Genomic DNA, 18973 nt, shown 5'->3' on the forward strand with positions numbered 1-18973 from the left:
CTATAAATATCTGATTGTTCAGAGCGCGATAACATAAAACACTTATTGTTAACTATCTCAATGTTATATGCATCTGTTAGCGATGAATCATCATACTTGATATATAGTATTGAATCGTTGACGGTATAGGTAATATCGACAAATTTGTTTGAGGTTGAAAGGTATTTTTTTTTGATCAGCTCGTCATAATTAAAAACTAACTTTCTTTCCCGAGTATAGCGCTCTTTTTTTGACCAGAAAACCTCCTGAGGATGCTCCGCTGTAGGGGCCTCAGCCTCGCTATTAACACTTTTATCACCACCTACACTTTCCTTACCACAAGCGGCCAAAGTTAAGGAAAATGCTAGTACGGCACTCATGGTTCTTAGTTTCATTATTTATTCCTTGCTCAAAAATTAGCGTTCACTGCATTTGTTTGGGTCAGCAGCAAAGTAATAAGCTTTGGCCTGCTGGTAAGCCTGTTGGTAAACCGCTTGCTCTGATCTGGCCTGTTTGATGGATTTTTCATTTACCGAGAGCAGAATAAACAGTCCGGAGAAGCGCTTGTCCTCTTTTACCTCATAGTCTGAACTGCGGCGGAAAAAGGTTGGCTCTATAACGACCCAATGGCGACCCCTCTCGGTTTTAAAGTCAAACCGTTCTTTAAACATACCTCTAGTCTGGGTAGCGTACTGATAATTGGATTTTCGAGGCGTTAAATAGTGCCAGCTGTAGTCATAACGCTGGTCATTGATGAAGGGGAACTGTTCTTTTTGGAAGAATGAGCCGTTTTTAACTGCCGTTGCCGCTATGTTTTCTTTGGCCGGCTGCTCATTCAGGTAACGATAGAGCCGAGCGGCAGCTTCCCCTGCGGTTTTTCGTAGCGCTTGCTGAAACAGCCGATCTTGTTGAAGGTAATCAGAAAATCCCTCGCCGTTTTCCCATTTTCGAATACAGACAAAGTAGTTTTTATAAGGGAACTGATCGAGACTAAACACCTGAGTGTTGTCTATCGTCACCTTCTTATAGGCGTTCATGGTTGCAGCCACGGCCTGATTTGTTAGCAAGCTTACGAATAGGCTAAGCACCAGTATCTTATTCATCGGATTCTCTCCTTTGACAACAATTTATCATTAAAAAAACATCATATTTATATATGAGAGTGGTTTTGTGAAATCGATCAAGTCATTTAAGAGTGTATTCCGCAAGTGAGCCAAACTTGGCCTATATAGGCGTTGTTGCTCGTGTTATATAATTCTACTGAAGCCAGCAAACTGCTGCTGACTTCAGTTAATACGTTACGCCAACTTAAATTTACGTAATAACACTAAACCGAGTAATGACAGTAAGGCAAAAGGGGTTGAGCTACCGCCGCCGCCCTTTGTATTGCTGACATTAGCCTCAGGTTCAGTGCTCAGCTCATCTTTTGTGTCATCTGTTGGTATATCCATCAAGTTGTCATCCTTTGGAATATCCGGTGAAGTATTATCTGATGGTGAACCATTATAATCTGTTGGAACAATGTCATAGCCATTTATCAGCTGTGGGTTATTGCTTGCTAAGTAATCAAAACCACTAAAGCTGCTCATCCTAAGGCCTTCCACTTTGAATAAAAAATGTGTTTTCCAGTTCCCCCACATCAGATAGCCACTTGGATGAAATGCCATCAGATTGTCGGCAACTATTTCACTAGTGTCGATCAACACTGTGCCATCCCAATCAACTAATACCAGCCGCTTTTTATTGCCATCAGGGTAAAGCAAGGCAATATGACTATCTGACGTCACTACGTTAAGTAATGGCGCATTAACTACCAAACGTGAAAACAAGGTGTTACCACTTTGATCTTTAATGGTGATCACCTGGCTGTCATCTGTGGTGACAATATGTTGTTTTTGGATTTCAACAAAGGATGTGTTATCGGCATACACGCTAAAGGTGTTGGCATCTACATATTCAGTATTACCGTCGGTGTCCTGACAGGTGAAATATCCGAGGTTGGCCACACAGCTGGCATAAGCGAGACTGTCTTCAGAGGTTAACGAGGCGCTGTATTTGATAAGCTTTTGTTCCGAGCTGTTAAAAATGACTAGCTGATTATCAGTAGTTACCACTGCCCGAGTGTTGGCATCATTGGCCAGTAATGGCAATTTAAACTGCTGTTGGGTAGCCGCATTCCAGCTCATCAAATTACCGGCATTATCAAAAAACCAGACATCACCACTTGGCGCGGCAGAAACCCAACGTTCCGCATCGTCAGAATCGTAGATCACCGAATTGAGCTGTTGTCCACTTGCATCAAGAAAGTTAAGTTTAAGCACGTAGTCGTAAGCGGCTCTGCGATGCTCGACAATACTGATCATGCTGCCATTGGGTAACACCAAAGGAGGGTGTGCCCAAGGGGCACGATAGATCTCTTTCACATCAGCTTCAGAAGCCTGAAGGTGAGTCGGAAGTGCCATCGTCAGTAAACCTGCAGTAATTAGTAAGTTTTTCATTTATAGTCCTTATGAAGTTATACACCAGCTTGCGTCATACAATACCGGGCAGCAGCATGACAGCGCACTATCTCGGGTAAGGAGGTCAGGCCCCAGAATAGTGCGGGCTTATCAAGCCGCTGCAATGAGGACTTTGTGAGGAAAAAGTGAGTGTGGTGCTTTTTATTAACGCACAACAACCAAAGTGTGATACACATCACATTTAAAAACTAACAGGGGGATACAAAGGAATGCAGCTCACTGCGATGAGCTCAGCAGCCCTTTTGGTGTTTTGTGGTCCCAAAAATGTTTGTTAGCTGGCTAAATCACAGTGCAAGGCATGTGAGCTAGCTGCGGGATCAATTCAGCAACCTGATCCTGGAAATATGCATATAGCCTATCTTTTTGTTTGGGGTTTTAACCTGCCACCAGTTTCCGTCCTGGTGATAGGTATAGAAGACGTGCCAATCCAACACTCTATCAATGATTTGCCCTTTGATAGAAGGCTGGCTCCTGACATTGGTGTAGCCATCAACATCATCAATTTCAGCTTCTAAATGGTACTTCTGTTGTTTTGCTTCTTGTGCTTGCGCCGGGTTTTTAGGCTGGTTGCTACTCAGGGTTTTCTGCCCGGCTTGCCCCTGGATCCACTACTTTTTACTTTGAAAGGGGCGACAGCAGGAGCGGCTTCTCCCTGGGCCTGCCGCTCGGCCAGCAAGGTTATAATTTGCTCCAGCTTGTCATCCATGCTGTCAGCCCTACCACTGTTGATGTTGCTTGCTGATAGTTCCTCTGTTTGACTGAATTGACCAGGCGTGGTGTTTGCATAGACCTGTTGACCTGACAGACAAAGGGCCGAGGCGATGACTAATTTTGCAAGTTTAAACATGGCAAAGGCCCTTATAGAAACACATTGACTACATATGAAATAGTGTGGATTGGGGCACGACCGTAAGCTTTCGGTCTGAGGGGCCCTTTATACTGATATTTACTTTCGTGCCCCTAAAGGCATCTTCTACCTTCCTTAAGTCATGGTAATCGCTGATACAGGTAAGCCATACATTGAGTTTTTTAAACCCAGAAGTCAGCCTTAGCATTGTTTGCTCGCTGTTAGTGGCACCATAACCTGTGTATTCATCAATGCTCAGCAGATTTTTTCCTTCCAGGCTTACCGTCGTTTTACATCTACTGTTAGATCTATATCCTTCGATTGCTTTATTAGCTTCATAGTATTGCGAAAGAACGTAGTTACCGGGCTCTTTTATGTTGATGTAACCGTAATAATTGATGCCAATGTTCTGGTTAAAGGCGAGCTTGTTTATATCCTTATCTTCCAGATGGTCACCGAACGTAAAGTTAGCTCCATTTTTGTGTTCAAGTGTCGCGACAGGAAACCCTTTGGGCAGTTCTGGTAACGACTCTCCTACGTTATCCAGCACATAAACATCCATCAGCAGTCCCTGGTTTTTAGGTTCATTAGCACTAATAGCTTCCAGCTCTGCCAGGGCTTCCAGCTCGCTCTCTGGTGCTGTGATGGTCTCGGCCTGTTCAGTTGTTGCTTCGACTGCGGGCTTAGTCTCTGCTGCCGTGGCGGGTTGGGCGTTGGCTTTTTCCGCTGCCAGCAGGGTTAAAATCTGGTCCAGCTTATTATCCAGGTTTTCCACCTTGCCTTCCATGGCGTCCAGTCTTTGGTCCACGTCACTGGCTGACGCTGTGCTATCGGCCTGAGCCAGGGCGGTTGTGCTTAATGTCAGGGCCACGGCGGTGGCCACTATGGTTGCTTTAAACATGGTGTATCTCCTTATTACATAATGACTTTGACGCCGTTATCAGATTTCTGCTGAAACTTATCGGTACTTTCTTTCTGGCCTTCGGCAAACTGAAAATAACGTTTTTCGATACTATTCATTCGGGCGATATCCAACGCCTGAATCGCGTTGGCCTTATCAGACATGGTGCGCCAGATGGCGCGACTGTCTCCCTTGCCTTGGGCTTTTTTATGCTTGGCGTAGGCTTTACTGCTTTGCAGCATGGCCGCTATGCGCTGGTCACTGGCACTGAGTTGCTGCTTTGCTAGCTTGGCGTGAGCTATGGCCATCGTAGCGTTTTCTGTCGCCCGCTGCTTGTCGAGGGTTTGCAGGCTGTTAGCTCTGCTAACCAGGTTTTCCCAGGCGGCGGGGTCCGGATTGTTGGCATAGATGTTGTTTTTATACTGTTGCAGGGCGCTTTGCAGCTGGCTCAGGCGCTGATCACTTGCGAGCCTCAGCTGGCGGTGTTGCTGCAACGTTTGATACTGCTCAGGGTATTCCTGTTCAAACAAGGTGCGCTGGGGCAGGCTTAGTGACTGCCAGCGTTTAAAGTGGCGCTCCTGGGTGTTAAAGCCATCGCCCTGGTCGATCTGTTCGGCCAGTTCAAAACGTTGCCAGGCAGCGGCCTTATCGGTGAGGGTTTGCCATTTCTCCGGTACATCCTGTTGCAGACGCTGCTGGTCCAGCTTGCTCAGGGTGTTTTTAAAGCTCATCAAGGCCTGCCATTCCACAACCGGGGTGTCTTGCTGGTCGGCTAATACCTGGTTTACCTGGTTCAGCTTACTGTCGCTATTGTCCAGGGATTGCCTGGCTTCCGTAAGCACTAGGGTGGTGTCGTAATCGATGGCCTTGATGTCGATTTCGGTGGCCTGTTTTTCCAGTTCAAGCAGGTTTTTTAGTCGTTGCCAGTCACTGGTATCGCGCTGGTAGTGGCGGGCTGCTTGGTTGATTTTGGGTGCCAGTTTCGATGCCGGCGGAGCCTGTTGCACCGTGACGACGGCTTCCGACTCAGCTGTGGTTTGTTCATCCGGGCTCAGCAGGGCAGCTGCGGCAACCAGCCCCAAGGCTGCAGCGCCGATACCAATAAACTGCCATTGCCGCGATGGTTTTTTCACCCTGACCGTTGACGCCAGACTGGCTGATTGGCTTCGGGCGGCAGCGTGCAATGAGGCGGCCAGCTCTGTTTCCGGGGCGCAACGCCAGAGCTTGTCGGCCAGATCTTCGATTTCGGTGATGGCCAGCAGTTTCACGCCTTGCTGGATCAGCTGTTGTTTAATATCTGCGCGCAGCTCCTGGTCATTGGCTTCGGGGTAAATGAACCAGCGGATCTGCTTTTCGGCCCCTTTTACCAGTAGCAGCTCTGCTTTTTCATTAATGTATTCAATGGCGCTGACTTCACCGTGTTCACCCGATACATAGCCTGTGGCCATAATGGCCTCACTTACCGATGTTAGGCGTTGATGACGGGCCAACTGATCGGCAACGGCAACCCCTAAGGTATAGCTGTGATCATTAAAGCTGGAGTCGGCATAAACGACCTTAATGCCCGGAGGAACCAAGCCACCTTCGTAACTTCTGGCTGGCCCCATAAAGGCTTCCAGGGTATCCCGGTTTAAGTGTTTGTGGTTGCGAGCCTGGCAAAAGAAGGGAGTATCCTGGCGCGATTCAGGTAACACAATTACCCGGGTATTGTTGAGTACCGCCCTGTCTTTCCCCACTGTGGGGAAATAAACCAGCCCCTGCGGCTGCGCCTGGTGTTTGTTCTGGCAATCTGCCAGCGCACTAAACTGCTTAGTTGTGTTAGAACTAGTAGCTTTATGCTCTTCCACGGGATTGTTACTGTGACCTTCTTGCCGATTAAAATTGGTTATAAACTGCTTCCCTTTAAAGCCCGGTAATATTTCGTTGATATAGCGCCCTGAAATGACTTTTGCTAGGGGGTACTCCTGCTCGAAACCTAGTTGGTTTGCTAACTCGCCCATAGCAAGCGGGGGCACGTTGGTCATCGAGTCATTTATACCTATAATCCTTTGCAGCAGATCTTCTGTCCCCCGACAAATATTAAACCAAGGTTTAGTAATCTTACGGCCCTTTATTTCTGGCGTTCCAGTGAAAGCGACAATACTTGCTATTCGGTTATTGCCCCATTTTTTGCCCTTATACCAGTTGTCTTGTATTTGCTTCTCAAAGAATTTTTTTGTTTTTTTATCTTGTCGTAGCTTTTCTACAAATAGCCTTCTGGTTCGTTCTGCTTGCACGTACGGATTAGCTTGGTTACCGCCTTTAACTTCTATTTCCTTGTGCTCATCAATGCCTACCCATGTGTCCGATTCGTCAATCGTTACGCTTTGCAAGTTTGCATAGTTTTTAAAATCGACAATTATGATGGCATCGGGCCTTAAGATGAGGCAGTCAATCTCAGCTCTTTCAACCTTGTCTTTTTCGTAGACCTGAAACTCTACTGATTGCATAAATACTGTCCAGGCTCCGGACATCATATCTTCACCATCAATAAAAGCGTTGACTAGCTCCATCAACTGCTCGTTTTCCGCACTACTTCCCTTATGAGAAAAAACTTTTACTGGCACGGGATCCCTCCTGGCTTAGTTATGTTTGAGCTGAATGGGTCTGTTCAGGATGTCGGCAATCGATCTATCGCCGGTTTCCCACTCACCGTAAACGTAACCCTGGGTATCGGGAATGCCTTTGATCCACTCTTCACCCTGATCATCTTCAAGCCATACTTCGGTAGACGCCATTAGAGTGTCGCTTACCTGAGGAGCAATTTTCAGTACCAGGTCCCACCCCAGATCATTGCGATACAACTCCAAGGTAAAGCCCTGCAGTTTACGGGTATAGCTGTTTTCATCGCGCCCGCCTGCCGCCAGTGCGGTTTGTGGGGCCTGCCAGGTCTGGTCTTGCCATTGGCGCTCCACGTTGGCCGCAAGCTGCTTTTTAATATGAATAAACTTGCGCCGGGTAGCAGGTGACAGCCAGACGATCTCTTGCTCTTGTTGGCTGAGCTCTGGGCCCGAGGTCAGGGCCTGCTCCAGCCGTTCATAGGCGATATAATATTTATGGCTTTCTTGCTGGTTATTTAAAATCGCGGCCAGCAATGCTTTATGTTGTTGTAAGTTCATGGTCTGCTCTCTTAATAACCTATTGCCATACGGCCTTTGTTTTCCACACAGTTTCGCAGGGATTGCAGCCCCTTCTTATGGTGGTTTCTGAATTTGGTATTGGAGACACCCAGCTCGGTATATGCCTGGCGTTCGCTGTTGTGGTCGCTAAAATAGAGTGCGGATACATATTCAAACTGCTGTGGGCTGAAAGCTTTCAGCTTATTCAGGCACTCTTTCAGGCGAAAAATCTGTAGCTCTGCACCTGTCAGGTATTTCAGATCGTCTTTATCGAACAGTTCAGCCGGTTTTTCAGCACTGATTAGCGAAGCCTCTTCGCCGAATAACTCGTTGTCGGTCAGCTGATTATCTTCCTCTTCATACTGGCTGTATTGAGTTTCTTTGGAGAAGTAGAACTGGCAAATCATATCTTTCAGGCTGCTTTCCTTTACCACAATTTTTTCGCCAGAGGCTCTGATTCTGGCCGACAGCTCGGCAATAAAGGCCTCATCTAGCACGTCCAACTGGTATTTAAAGTGGCGTAACACAACTTTTACATGGCGGTACACTCTGGGCCAGCGCTCAATATTGATGATCACGGCCGGGTCCATACCCTGCAGCTCAAAACAGGCTTTTCTGGCCTTATCTAGTGCCTGTTTGATGGTGTTGGTGATGGCCCCTTCATTGATGACCGCCTGTTTTTCACTCGCTTTTTCCAGGTAGTTGCTGATACCCGCTTCAAAGGGAGCCTCCAGCTGGCTAAACAGCAGCCAGGCTTCGCTGGTGAGTCGGTCGGCGTCTCGTTTTGTCCCCTCATTGGTGGCAAAAAAGTGGGGCGTTTCGCTATTCACATTTTGCAGCCATTCGGCAATCAGTGTGCTTGCTTCGTTGGTTTCTGTTACTGCTCTTGCAGGCATGCCCTGTTGCATACTCGCTGGCCTGGTGGCTTTTATTAATTTCATTGCACTGCTGCGAAAGGCATTCCAGTCAGTGGTAAAGGCTTTATTTAAGTCTTCCATGGTTTCAGGCCTACTAGTTTATTCCGATTTCATAAAGTCTTGAGTTGTTTGTATCATATTAGAAAGATCATCTACTTGCTCGTAGCTGGACGTGATCAGCCCGTCAATTTGGCCGATATTTTCGCTAAATCCTACCAGCACTTCGCTGGATTTAAGCAGCGCAAGCTGTGACGGGATCATTTTTATCTGTAGTGATAATTCGCCTTTTTTCAGCAAAAGCTTTTCTCTGTTGGTGATCATTTGTGTCTGCAGCTGTTCTGCCTTGGCCAGTTGTTGCTCTATGCCTACTTTTTCCTGCTTCAGTAAGTTCACCTGATGTCTGAAACTGTCTGCTTTGCTGAAGTGGCGGCCTGCCAGCCATAAGTCAATTTCAGTTTGTTCTGGCGTTAACTGGCTCAGCAGGGATTCTCCTTCGCGGATCAACTCGGTATTACGACTGGCCAATTTCTGGTGCTGCAATACAAACAGCTGCATCTTTTCTGCTTCACTTACTAGCTTGCGAAGACTGCTGTTCATGGTCTTTTCCAGCCCCAGAAGCTCTCTTTGCTTATGGCCTAGGCAACCTTGCTGGTCGGCTTCACAGGCAGCTTCATCCCAGCCGCGTACATTGTCTTCGACAAACATGGTGATACGGCTCATCCACGGCGGCGAGATCCAGTTCAGTGCGACCAGCGCAAGGCCACCCCAAAACAAAATCGATAAGCTATAGAACAAAAAGGCGCGGATCTGATTACTAAAACAGTATGAAGTGTTCATGTGTTATTCCCGTTGGTATTAAAAAAAGTGTTCGATAAGGCTCTTGTGGGGAAATCGGCGACCTTGTGTTTTTTTATTGGCAGGCAAATAGAAAGCGTGATGCTAATCACTATTTTCTAGTTTTTTGGAAAATAAAAACATCAGCACCGTCAATACCGCCCAATGACCCGGTTGCAGAGGCCTGATAGCCAACCCGACCTTCTTCGTTATTACTGGCTGTCGGGTCTCTGGATTAATCACTTTATTTATTGCACGCAAGGAGAGTGCTTATTGTTTTCATTTTTACGTTTTTCAGGACACTTTAATTTTTTCACATTTTATTGATTTGGCCGCTTGTGTAAAAAATAAGTCTATATATGGTTAGTAAAGAAGCTCTGGTTTTATTTGGGCTTGCTTCTTATCTCTGTATTGTTAGAGAAAATTTTTTGTTTTGGTTTTTAGGAGAAAGAAATGATCTATTTTAATTTCAAACGCATGACAGGTATTTGGACGGATATGGTTCTTTGCAAGAGATGCGGGAAGAAGTATGACAGCAGTATCCATACGAACGGTTGCCCCCGCTGCAATTAATGGTAAGCGGTTCTGAACCTTGTTGTAGGTGGACCTACTCAACTTTGATATAAGGATGGTTTTAATGTTTGATGAGAAAATGAAGGTTTCGCACCCCGCGATGGATCAAGATATTGAAATAGAGGTCCCAGTTGTTTACCAGGATGCAAGAAAGACCGGTTATCAGGATGGAAAAAGGGTAGTGGAACGCTATCTGAGTATTCAATCTAAGATCAGGAACGGGGAGAAAAAGGGGGGCTTTTTCTCTGCGCGTTATTCGGATTCAGACCTAACCTGCGTAGTGGCGGAGTTGGCTCCACTGATGGAGGGGATCGATTGTACTGATGGTAAAAGTATGTCTTACCTCACCGGTTTCTGCTACGCCATTCATGCAAAGCTACACCGGGTGTACTACAGCTACCTCGAAAAAATGCTGATTATTTCTGAGCTGGAACACGCGGAGCTAGGGGTCAACCAACGTAACAACCTGGCGCTCGCTTGTTTGTATTTTAATGTACTCAATAACCACCCTCCTTATGTTCTTGGTGATGGTTCCGAACCCGATCTAGCTCGTGAACAAATCAATGCAATGGGGGGCGATCTAAATCGCTTGACTTATCCTTTGGTTGAAAATTTTTATGGTATATGCGGGAAGGTGATTACTCATTCTATTCGGTCATTTTCGAGAATGATTGATAGAATCATAGATTCATCGAATGAAGACATTAAAATTAACCGTGCAGTTGCTAGCGTATTGAAATGTAATATAGCTGACGAGAATAATTGGACCTTGTTCACCTCTAGTCCAAAAGTTATACAAGTTGGAGATAGTGCAGAGATGTGTCTCTTTGTCAGGGATATAACGGATGATGCTTTAGGTGAGATTTACGCATCGGATATTTCGTTAATGGAAGAGTACATCGGTGCTCCTTTTAAGAAAGTATTTAAACAGTCGGATAATCTGTATTGCCTAGTATTGGATGAAAGTATTTTACCTCCAGTGGAACGAACAGTGATAGACACTTTTCGGAAAACCATGGAAGCACAAAGTACTTTTTAGCTAGGTGACATTAACTCTCTAAATGGTTATGAAATGTTGGTTCATTGTCGATACCTTGCTTTCTGCTAAATGTCGACTTTGAACTTTTTTATTGAAATTAACTAAGCATGGATATGGCGCAATCAAGCAAATCTAATCTGTTTTTTATTGATTTCTTACGCTGCGTTGCCACCATCGCCGTGGTGGCAATCCATGTGCTTGGGCCATGGCGAGAATTGTTTGGCTTAGTTGGCGAAAGCCAATGGCTAGCGGCTGCCAGCTATAACGCGTTGTTACGCTGGGCGGTACCGATTTTTTTTATGATCAGCGGGGCGTTGTTACTTACGAGCCTCGCTCCCCAGCAAGCGCCTTTTGATTGTCACCGTTATCTGCAACGCCGCGTGGCTAAAGTGGTGGTGCCGTTTCTCATTTGGAGTGTGCTTTACGCCATTATCGCGGGCTTTGATGGCAATGGCTGGCATTCTGAGCAAACCTTATCCACGCTAACTCAAGCCAATAACCAGCCGACTTGGTATCACCTGTGGTTTTTTTACTCGTTTATCCCTGTCTATTTTGTCATTCCTTTGCTTGCCCCTTTGCTTTATAAGATGACCTCACAACAGGTTAAGTTGTTACTGTATGCTTGGTTTGTACTCACGCTAATGAATTGGTTCGATGTGACCAGCTTTTTACGCCAACCCTTATTGCTGTATAGCGGTTATTTAGTGCTGGGGTGGTACTTGATACATAAAGACCATCGCGAAGATGTCGGGCTGTGGCTCTGGGCAGGCGGTGCTATGCTGGTGTTTAATGTGTTTGGCACTTGGCAGCTCAGTCACGATCACGGCCAATATGCCATCTTTTTTATGGGCTATGAAAACTTCAATACCGCGATTATTGCGGCCATGATTTTTGTCTTAGCACAGACTTATGCCGAGCAAATCACAGGTAAAATCAGGCAAGGGATCAGCTTGATAGCCCGCTACAGCTTAGGCATTTACCTTATTCATCCGCTGTTTTTACTGCCAATACGTAATATTGAGGCCGGCTACTACGCTTTGTTTGGCAGTAACTGGCTGGCTATCCCCACACTCACCTTGGTTGTGCTGCTGCTATCTTTATTGAGCACCATGGCGTTGGCCAAGCTCCCCTTATTACAAAAAATTGTGCCTTAGAATTATACCTGCAGCCAAAAAGTCACTGGGCCATCATTGGTTAATTGCACTTGCATATCGGCGGCGAACACGCCATTTTGGGTTTCGACGCCGGCCGCTTTACAACAAGCGGAAAAGTAATCATAAAGATGTTCGGCATCCTTTGGATCCGCGCCACGGGAAAAGCCCGCTCGGGTGCCTTTTTTGGTATCGGCAGCTAAAGTGAATTGCGACACCACCAGCACACTACCGCCCACTTGGGATACATTTAGGTTCATCTTGCCTTGCTCATCAGCAAACACGCGATAAGCCAACACCTTTTCACATAAGCGTTTGGCCTTGGCTTCATCGTCGCCTTTCTCGACCCCGAGTAAAATTAATAAACCTTGGTCAATAGCACCGGTAACTTGTTGTTCTACAGTGACACTTGCACTGCTAACCCTTTGAATTAGAGCGATCATATATGATTTTTGCCATGCTGGATGTTGCTTTACAGAGGGCGTCAATCATACCTTGCTCCATTGCACTATGGCCAGCGTTAGGCACTATTTGTAACTGTGCAGTGGGCCAATTGGCCACTAAGCTAGTGGCATTTTCTAACTTACATACCATGTCATAACGACCATGAATAATCATCGCGGGTAAATGGGCAATCTTGGCCATGTTGTCTAAGATGGGCGAGGTAATAAAGCTTTGATTGACAAAATAGTGCGCCGAAATACGCGCCATCGACAGGGCAAGATGGGGCTCTCCGTAAATCTCGCTAACGTCCTCTTTGGCATGCAAGGTGCTGATACGCCCTTCCCAAATACACCACGCCTTAGCCGCGGCTAATCGCTCCAATTCATTATCTGACGTCAGCAAAGCATAATATTGGCCTAACCTATCTTGCGCCGCGAGTTCATGACCTAATGGTGTCACAAATTCTTGGTAAGAATCAGGAAACACTTGCGCCGCACCACCATCTCCCTGATATAACCAATCAAAGTCTTGCTGCCTAGATAAGAAAACTCCTCTTAAAATCAATCCCAATACCCGTTCTGGATAGGCTTGCGCATACAATAAGGCCAGCGTGCTCCCCCAAGAGCCACCAAACAACAACCACGCATCGATGTTCAAAAAAGCACGGATTTTCTCAATGTCCGCCACCAAGGCAGGGCTGTTGTTATCTTCTAAACTGGCATGGGGAGTCGAGCGGCCACAGCCTCGTTGATCGAACACCACAATGCGATAAATTTCAGGATCAAAAAAGCGGCGACTATCGGCACTGCATCCAGAGCCCGGTCCACCATGAATAAATAACACCGGAATGCCCTGCCTGTTGCCCGACTCTTCCACATAAAGAGTATGTAACTCACTGACAGGTAATTGGTGTTCAGCGTAGGTCTGAATATTTGGATAAAGACTTTTCATTATTCTTCCTGATCTTCTGGTGATGATACCAAGCCTTGCTGCTGATTGTCCGCTTGTTGCAATATAGCAAGCCCAGGGTAATCACCTAACGCCGCCGTTAGCTCTGCGCCGACTAAAACAATAATCCAGCTTAAATAGACCCAAACAAACAAAATGGGGATGGTGGCTAGTGCACCATATATGGCTTGGTATGAAGGAAATTGCGTAATGTAAAAAGCAAACCCCTTCTTAGATAACTCAAACAAAATGGCTGCGACTATCGCGCCCACAATTGCATGACGGATTTTTACTCGCGTATTGGGTACTAAGGTATATACGCCTAGAAACATCAACGTAGAAATGGCCAAAGGCAGCAATGCGAGCATTTTTTGGCCATGGGTAATTAAATCGGGATCGGAAATAAAATTCATCGACACCACGTAAGAGCTCATGGCGATACTGGCACCAGCAATCACAGGTCCAAGAGTAAGCACCATCCAGTACATGGCAAAAGCACTGGCTAGATTACGTTTTTTCTTAACTCGCCAAATATGATTAAGGTTTTGATCTATCGCCGATATCAGCATTAACGCCACGACCATTAACGCCCCCACTCCCATGGCGGTCATTTTATTGGTATTAGCAATAAAACCCGTCAAATTCTCTCTGAGAGCTTCACCCGCAGCGGGCACAAAGTTGGCATAAACAAAGTCTTCAATAACTACCTGCAGTTCTTGAAAAACCGGAAAAGCAGACATCACCGCAAACACCACGGCCAGCATAGGCACCAAAGACAGCAAGGTAACATAAGCTAAGTAACCCGCCGTGACTTTCACCCGATCTTCACTTGCGCGGTGATAAACATGGATTGCAAACGCCAAAGCATGACGACCTAAGGCCATAAGCTGCTGTTGGTAGTGCTGTTTCCCTGTCGACATGACCCCCACCTTTAGTTCAAACACAAATCTAGAATCTAACAATTATGTCGCTTTAAAAGGCAAAGAAACGTCATAAAATCCATACCTTGTTAAAGTATAATGGCATTTTCTCAATCGCTTGAGAACATTATCTATTATTTAAAAGAATCATCAGCTTGTTGCTGCTCTAGGCTCCCAGGGCAAAACCATGAATGTATTTTGAGTGATTAGTGGTGTTTTCTTAGACGAATATCTGCCGCAGGGATGCGGCAGTTAAGCTACCAAGGATGATTTCACGGCGTTTCGTATAAGAAAATTCCACTTTGTTCGCTTGGTTAATTGTATGTTGTTCATTCATGGCTCGCCCTGTCTAGGCTCCCCTTCGCGCACCCAATCATTAACTGGACCTAGATTGCCATAATTTGCCACTTTTGCTCCCCGATATCGCCAGATTCATTTGTTTTAATGAGTAATATGTTCACTAACCCAGAGCCAATAACATGAGTGATTTTTATCAAGTAACAGCCAATCAAGCCTTGCAAGGACAAATCGACATTAGCGGAGCAAAAAATGCAGTGTTACCTTTGATGGCGGCAACCTTGCTATGTAAGGGGGTTTCTATCATCAACAATGTGCCACAACTTGATGATGTGGCGACCATGGCCGACGTGTTGCGTTACTTAGGTGCTAAGGTTAGCCATCAAGGTTCGCGCCTCATTATTAACACCCACGCTTGCCATGGCCATCAAGCCCCCTACCATTTAGTCACCAAAATGCGCGCCTCTATTTATGTGTTAGGGCCATTATTAGCCCGCTTGGGGCGAGCCAATGTCGCCTTGCCGGGCGGCTGTGCGTGGGGGCCAAGACCGATAGATTTGCATTTGGCGGGCATGCAAGCGCTGGCCGCCAAGGTTGAACTTTCACACGGTAACATTCACGCCTATGCCGGTAGATTAACCGGTACCGACTTTACCTTTGCTACCTCCTCTGTTGGTGCCACCGTCAACATGCTACTGGCATCGGTTTTAGCCAGCGGTACCACACGCTTATTCAATGCGGCTATCGAGCCAGAAATAGATAACTTGATCGATCAACTGAACGCGATGGGGGCAAATATTTTTGGTAAAGGCAGTGCTAACTTATGTATCGAAGGCGTAGATGAATTAAAACCGGTTGAGATCAGCGCGATCCCTGATCGCATCGAAGCTGGCACCTATTTGATTGCGGCAGCGATGAGCCGAGGGCATGTCCGCTTAAACCAAGTTATACCTGAGCATTTAACCGCCTTATTGGCTAAGTTAACCGACTGCGGGGCTCACATTGAATGCGACCCAAACGGGATAACGCTTGATGCGCGGCACAAACCATTGCGGCCAATGTCTATCAAAACAGGCCCTTACCCACAATTTGCGACCGATCTGGCACCACAATGGATGGCAATGTGCGCCAGTTTGTCAGGTATCGCTCAGATCACCGACACGATTTATCCCGATCGTTTCCAGCATGTTGATGAGCTAAACCGCCTCGGCGCCAACATTCGGGTTCGCGGCAATAGTGCCTACATCATCGGCACGGGTTCGCTATCGGGAGCGCCCGTTAAAGCCACCGATTTGCGCGCCGGTGCCGCTTTAATATTGGCAGGAATAGTGGCCAAGGGCACAACCCAAGTAAACCAGATTTACCATCTAGATCGCGGCTATCAAGACCTAACCCAAAAGCTGGCTCAGTTAGGGGCAAGCGTGCAGTGCTGCAGTAGCGATAAGCACTCAGCGACCGCCCAGCTTTCACTGTGTGGTTAGAAATATAAATCTCGGCATGGGATGCTTGCACTTGTCAGCGTGAAAGAAGTATGAAAAGCTCTGCTTTTTTAATTTCCCGAGGCGCATCCCTTGTTTCGCAATCTATTTCTGACCTGTCTTGTCTGTTTCACTTTCATTGCCACTGCTGCCTATGGCGCACCAAGCCAAAAAAACCTGCAACTCGCGTCGGTCAGCGCTTATGTTGCCGATTATAAAACCGGTAAGACCATTGCGGCTAAAAATGCCGATCTCTTGATGCCCATTGCATCGATTACCAAAGTGATGACCGCGATGGTCATTTTAGACTCGGGGCAGTCTCTGAGCGAAAAAATTACCTTTACCAAGAATCACCGCGCCCTCATTGAATATGGCCATTCACGGATCCGCACCGGCTCACAAATAAGCCGAGGTGAAGCCATACGCTTGGCATTAATGTCATCTGAAAACCTAGCTGCTGCGGCATTGGGCGCAACATATCCCGGCGGTTACACCGCCTTTGTGAAAGCCATGAACGCCAAGGCCAAGATGTTAGGCATGGAGCATACTCAGTTTGTTGAAGCAACAGGACTGTCGCCCATGAACCGCTCTACCGCGCGCGATTTAAGCCGTCTGGTCACCGCGGCTTATAACTATCCTTTGATCCGTAAATACAGTACCACAGCCACCCATACCGCTAATTTTACTAAGCCAAATTATGTACTTGGCTTTACCAACACCAACATATTGGTGAGAGGTGATAAATGGGATGTCGGGCTAAGTAAAACCGGCTTCCTAAATGAAGCGGGACGCTGTTTGGTGATGGTCGCCAAATTACAAGGCAAACAAACAGTCATGGTAATGCTAGATTCTTACGGTAAACGCACACCCGTTGGTGATGCTGGGCGCATTAAAAAGTGGTTAGAAACGGGGAACAGCGGCAAGATAAGTGACTCAGCTAAACAATATCAGAAAACCAAATTAGCTCAGCGTAAACCCGCTTAGTCGCCAATCAAGCATAAAAAAAGCCAGCAAATTTGCTGGCTTTTTTGTTACCGCTAAAGCTGCTTAATTATGCATCTTTTGGTGCACGAGACATGCGCTTACGCTCATTCTCGGTTAGGTAACGCTTACGAATACGGATAGATTGTGGTGTTACCTCAACCAATTCATCGTTGTCGATAAATTCCATCGCTTGCTCAAGCGTCATCTTAATTGGCGGCGTTAACACTTGCGCTTCATCGGTACCCGATGCACGTACGTTAGTTAACTGCTTACCTTTAAGCGCGTTTACCGTTAGGTCGTTGTCACGGCTGTGGATACCGATAACCATACCTTCGTAAACTTCGGTGCCGTGCTCAACCATCATACGGCCACGCTCTTGTAGGTTGAATAGCGCGTTAGTTAGGGCTTTACCTGTTGCGTTAGCAATTAGCACGCCGTTTTTACGTTGACCAATCTCACCGCCTTTGTGTGGGCCGTAATGAGAGAAGGTGTGGTAAATCAAACCTGAGCCAGAAGTTAAAGTCATAAACTCGGTTTGGAAACCAATCAAGCCACGACTTGGGATGATAAAGTCCATACGAATACGGCCTTTGCCATCTGGAGACATGTCGGTCATTTCACCTTTACGTAGACCAAGTTGCTCCATGATAGAGCCTTGATGCTCTTCTTCAACGTCGATGGTCACTGTTTCATAAGGTTCTTCTAACTGGCCATCAACGATGCGAGTAATAACCTCAGGGCGTGATACCGCAAGCTCATAACCTTCACGACGCATGTTTTCAATCAAGATACCTAGGTGAAGCTCACCACGGCCAGATACGCGGAATTTATCTGGATCGTCGGTTTCTTCAACACGTAGAGCCACGTTGTGTACTAATTCTTTTTCTAAACGCTCAAGAATGTTACGTGACGTGACGTATTTACCTTCTTGACCGGCAAACGGTGAGTTGTTTACTTGGAAAGTCACGGTTACGGTTGGCTCGTCAACCGATAACGCAGGGAGTGCTTCAACGTTGTTTTGGTCACAAATGGTGTCAGAGATTTTTAGCTCACCTAAACCAGAAACCGCAATGATGTCACCCGCTTTCGCTTCTTCAACATCGTGACGCTCTAGACCCAAGTAACCCAGTACTTGGCCTACTTTACCGTTACGCTTCTTACCGTCGGCGCCAACGATGGTCACTTGTTGGTTAACTTTCACTTTACCGCGAGAGACACGACCCACACCGATTACACCCACGTATGAGTTGTAGTCTAGCTGTGAAATTTGCATCTGGAATGGACCTTCAGGATCGGCATCCGGCGCAGCTACGTTATCTACGATAGCTTGGAATAACGGTTCCATGTTTTCAGACGGAGTGTCTAAATCCATGGTTGCAAAACCGTTTAATGCAGAAGCATAAACTACTTTAAAGTCTAGTTGGTCGTCGGTTGCACCTAGGTTATCGAATAAATCAAATACTTGATCCATTACCCAGTCAGGACGCGCGCTTGGCTTATCAACTTTGTTGATTACAACGATTGGCTTTAAACCTTGAGCAAAAGCTTTTTGAGTTACAAAGCGTGTTTGAGGCATCGGGCCATCAGCTGCATCAACCAATAGCAATACCGAGTCAACCATAGACAGGATACGTTCTACTTCACCACCGAAATCGGCGTGTCCTGGGGTGTCTACGATGTTGATGTGGTAATCGTTCCATTCAATCGCGGTGTTTTTAGCTAGGATGGTAATACCACGCTCTTTTTCAAGATCGTTGGAATCCATTACACGCTCTTCAGCGTCACCACGGCTCACTAGTGTGCCAGACTGTTGCAGCAGTTTATCAACCAGTGTTGTCTTACCGTGGTCAACGTGCGCAATGATTGCAATATTTCTTAATTTTTCTAACACAGCTTAGTGCCTCAAAATTGGTTTGGATAAAAATTCGGCGTTATTGTATAGATCAATTGTCAAATAAAATAGTTTTAATGCGATCACATTTCA

18 protein-coding genes are annotated in these 18973 nt (G+C 46.4%); 4 read left to right on the forward strand and 14 right to left on the reverse strand.

Annotated features, from left to right (window positions below):
• The 10 genes from ACK8OT_RS17055 to ACK8OT_RS17100 form a co-directional block, all read right to left on the reverse strand.
• On the reverse strand, positions 1-374 hold a 374-nt coding region (locus ACK8OT_RS17055), incomplete at its 3' end, for a hypothetical protein (RefSeq protein ID WP_410197716.1).
• 21 nt (positions 375-395) lie between these two features.
• On the reverse strand, positions 396-1082 hold the full coding sequence (locus ACK8OT_RS17060) for a hypothetical protein (protein WP_410197717.1): 687 nt from the start codon (positions 1080-1082) through the stop codon (positions 396-398).
• 195 nt (positions 1083-1277) lie between these two features.
• Entirely contained in the window at positions 1278-2477 is a 1200-nt protein-coding gene (locus ACK8OT_RS17065) for a hypothetical protein (protein WP_410197718.1), read from the reverse strand.
• A 338-nt stretch (positions 2478-2815) separates the two neighbouring features.
• Entirely contained in the window at positions 2816-3103 is a 288-nt protein-coding gene (locus ACK8OT_RS17070; RefSeq protein WP_410197764.1) for an SH3 domain-containing protein, read from the reverse strand.
• The gene (locus tag ACK8OT_RS17075) at positions 3073-3345 is read right to left on the reverse strand and encodes a hypothetical protein (RefSeq protein WP_410197719.1); all 273 of its coding nucleotides are present in this window, start codon (positions 3343-3345) and stop codon (positions 3073-3075) included. The genes ACK8OT_RS17070 and ACK8OT_RS17075 overlap by 31 nt, the downstream gene beginning before the upstream one ends.
• Before the next feature lie 28 nt (positions 3346-3373).
• A complete protein-coding gene (locus tag ACK8OT_RS17080) occupies positions 3374-4246 on the reverse strand; it encodes a hypothetical protein (RefSeq protein WP_410197720.1) in 873 nt (290 codons plus the stop codon).
• A gap of 14 nt (positions 4247-4260) precedes the next feature.
• A complete protein-coding gene (locus tag ACK8OT_RS17085) occupies positions 4261-6852 on the reverse strand; it encodes an NERD domain-containing protein (RefSeq protein ID WP_410197721.1) in 2592 nt (863 codons plus the stop codon).
• Between the two features lie 15 nt (positions 6853-6867).
• Entirely contained in the window at positions 6868-7404 is a 537-nt protein-coding gene (locus tag ACK8OT_RS17090) for a hypothetical protein (protein WP_410197722.1), read from the reverse strand.
• Positions 7405-7415: 11 nt separating this feature from the next.
• On the reverse strand, positions 7416-8402 hold the full coding sequence (locus ACK8OT_RS17095; protein ID WP_410197723.1) for a hypothetical protein: 987 nt from the start codon (positions 8400-8402) through the stop codon (positions 7416-7418).
• Positions 8403-8420: 18 nt separating this feature from the next.
• A complete protein-coding gene (locus ACK8OT_RS17100) occupies positions 8421-9158 on the reverse strand; it encodes a hypothetical protein (protein WP_410197724.1) in 738 nt (245 codons plus the stop codon).
• Between the two features lie 634 nt (positions 9159-9792).
• Here ACK8OT_RS17100 and ACK8OT_RS17105 point away from each other — a divergent pair.
• Together ACK8OT_RS17105 and ACK8OT_RS17110 are read left to right on the forward strand one after the other, a co-directional pair.
• Entirely contained in the window at positions 9793-10767 is a 975-nt protein-coding gene (locus ACK8OT_RS17105; protein WP_410197725.1) for a hypothetical protein, read from the forward strand.
• Between the two features lie 113 nt (positions 10768-10880).
• The gene (locus ACK8OT_RS17110) at positions 10881-11921 is read left to right on the forward strand and encodes an acyltransferase (RefSeq protein WP_410197726.1); all 1041 of its coding nucleotides are present in this window, start codon (positions 10881-10883) and stop codon (positions 11919-11921) included.
• Between the two features lie 2 nt (positions 11922-11923).
• Here the strand turns inward: ACK8OT_RS17110 and dtd are convergent, their stop codons facing one another.
• The 3 genes from dtd to ACK8OT_RS17125 are packed head-to-tail and all read right to left on the reverse strand — an operon-like array spanning position 11924 to position 14230.
• A complete protein-coding gene (gene dtd, locus ACK8OT_RS17115; RefSeq protein ID WP_410197727.1) occupies positions 11924-12361 on the reverse strand; it encodes a D-aminoacyl-tRNA deacylase in 438 nt (145 codons plus the stop codon).
• A complete protein-coding gene (gene pip, locus ACK8OT_RS17120) occupies positions 12336-13313 on the reverse strand; it encodes a prolyl aminopeptidase (RefSeq protein WP_410197728.1) in 978 nt (325 codons plus the stop codon). Before pip ends, dtd begins: the two co-directional genes overlap by 26 nt.
• Positions 13313-14230 (reverse strand): virulence factor BrkB family protein, encoded by a 918-nt coding sequence (locus ACK8OT_RS17125; protein ID WP_410197729.1) that lies wholly within the window; start codon positions 14228-14230, stop codon positions 13313-13315. The genes pip and ACK8OT_RS17125 overlap by 1 nt, the downstream gene beginning before the upstream one ends.
• A 479-nt stretch (positions 14231-14709) precedes the next feature.
• Between ACK8OT_RS17125 and murA the strand changes: the two genes are divergently transcribed.
• On the forward strand, positions 14710-16008 hold the full coding sequence (gene murA / locus ACK8OT_RS17130) for a UDP-N-acetylglucosamine 1-carboxyvinyltransferase (RefSeq protein WP_410197730.1): 1299 nt from the start codon (positions 14710-14712) through the stop codon (positions 16006-16008).
• Positions 16009-16098: 90 nt separating this feature from the next.
• Positions 16099-16989 (forward strand): D-alanyl-D-alanine endopeptidase, encoded by an 891-nt coding sequence (pbpG, locus tag ACK8OT_RS17135; RefSeq protein WP_410197731.1) that lies wholly within the window; start codon positions 16099-16101, stop codon positions 16987-16989.
• A 67-nt stretch (positions 16990-17056) separates the two neighbouring features.
• Here the strand turns inward: pbpG and typA are convergent, their stop codons facing one another.
• The gene (gene typA, locus ACK8OT_RS17140; protein ID WP_410197732.1) at positions 17057-18880 is read right to left on the reverse strand and encodes a translational GTPase TypA; all 1824 of its coding nucleotides are present in this window, start codon (positions 18878-18880) and stop codon (positions 17057-17059) included.
• Between the last annotated feature and the right edge of the window lie 93 nt (positions 18881-18973).

The organism is Motilimonas thetidivivens (assembly GCF_046452435.1).
In the GTDB taxonomy this organism is placed as follows: Bacteria; Pseudomonadota; Gammaproteobacteria; order Enterobacterales; family CBDFNC01; genus Motilimonas.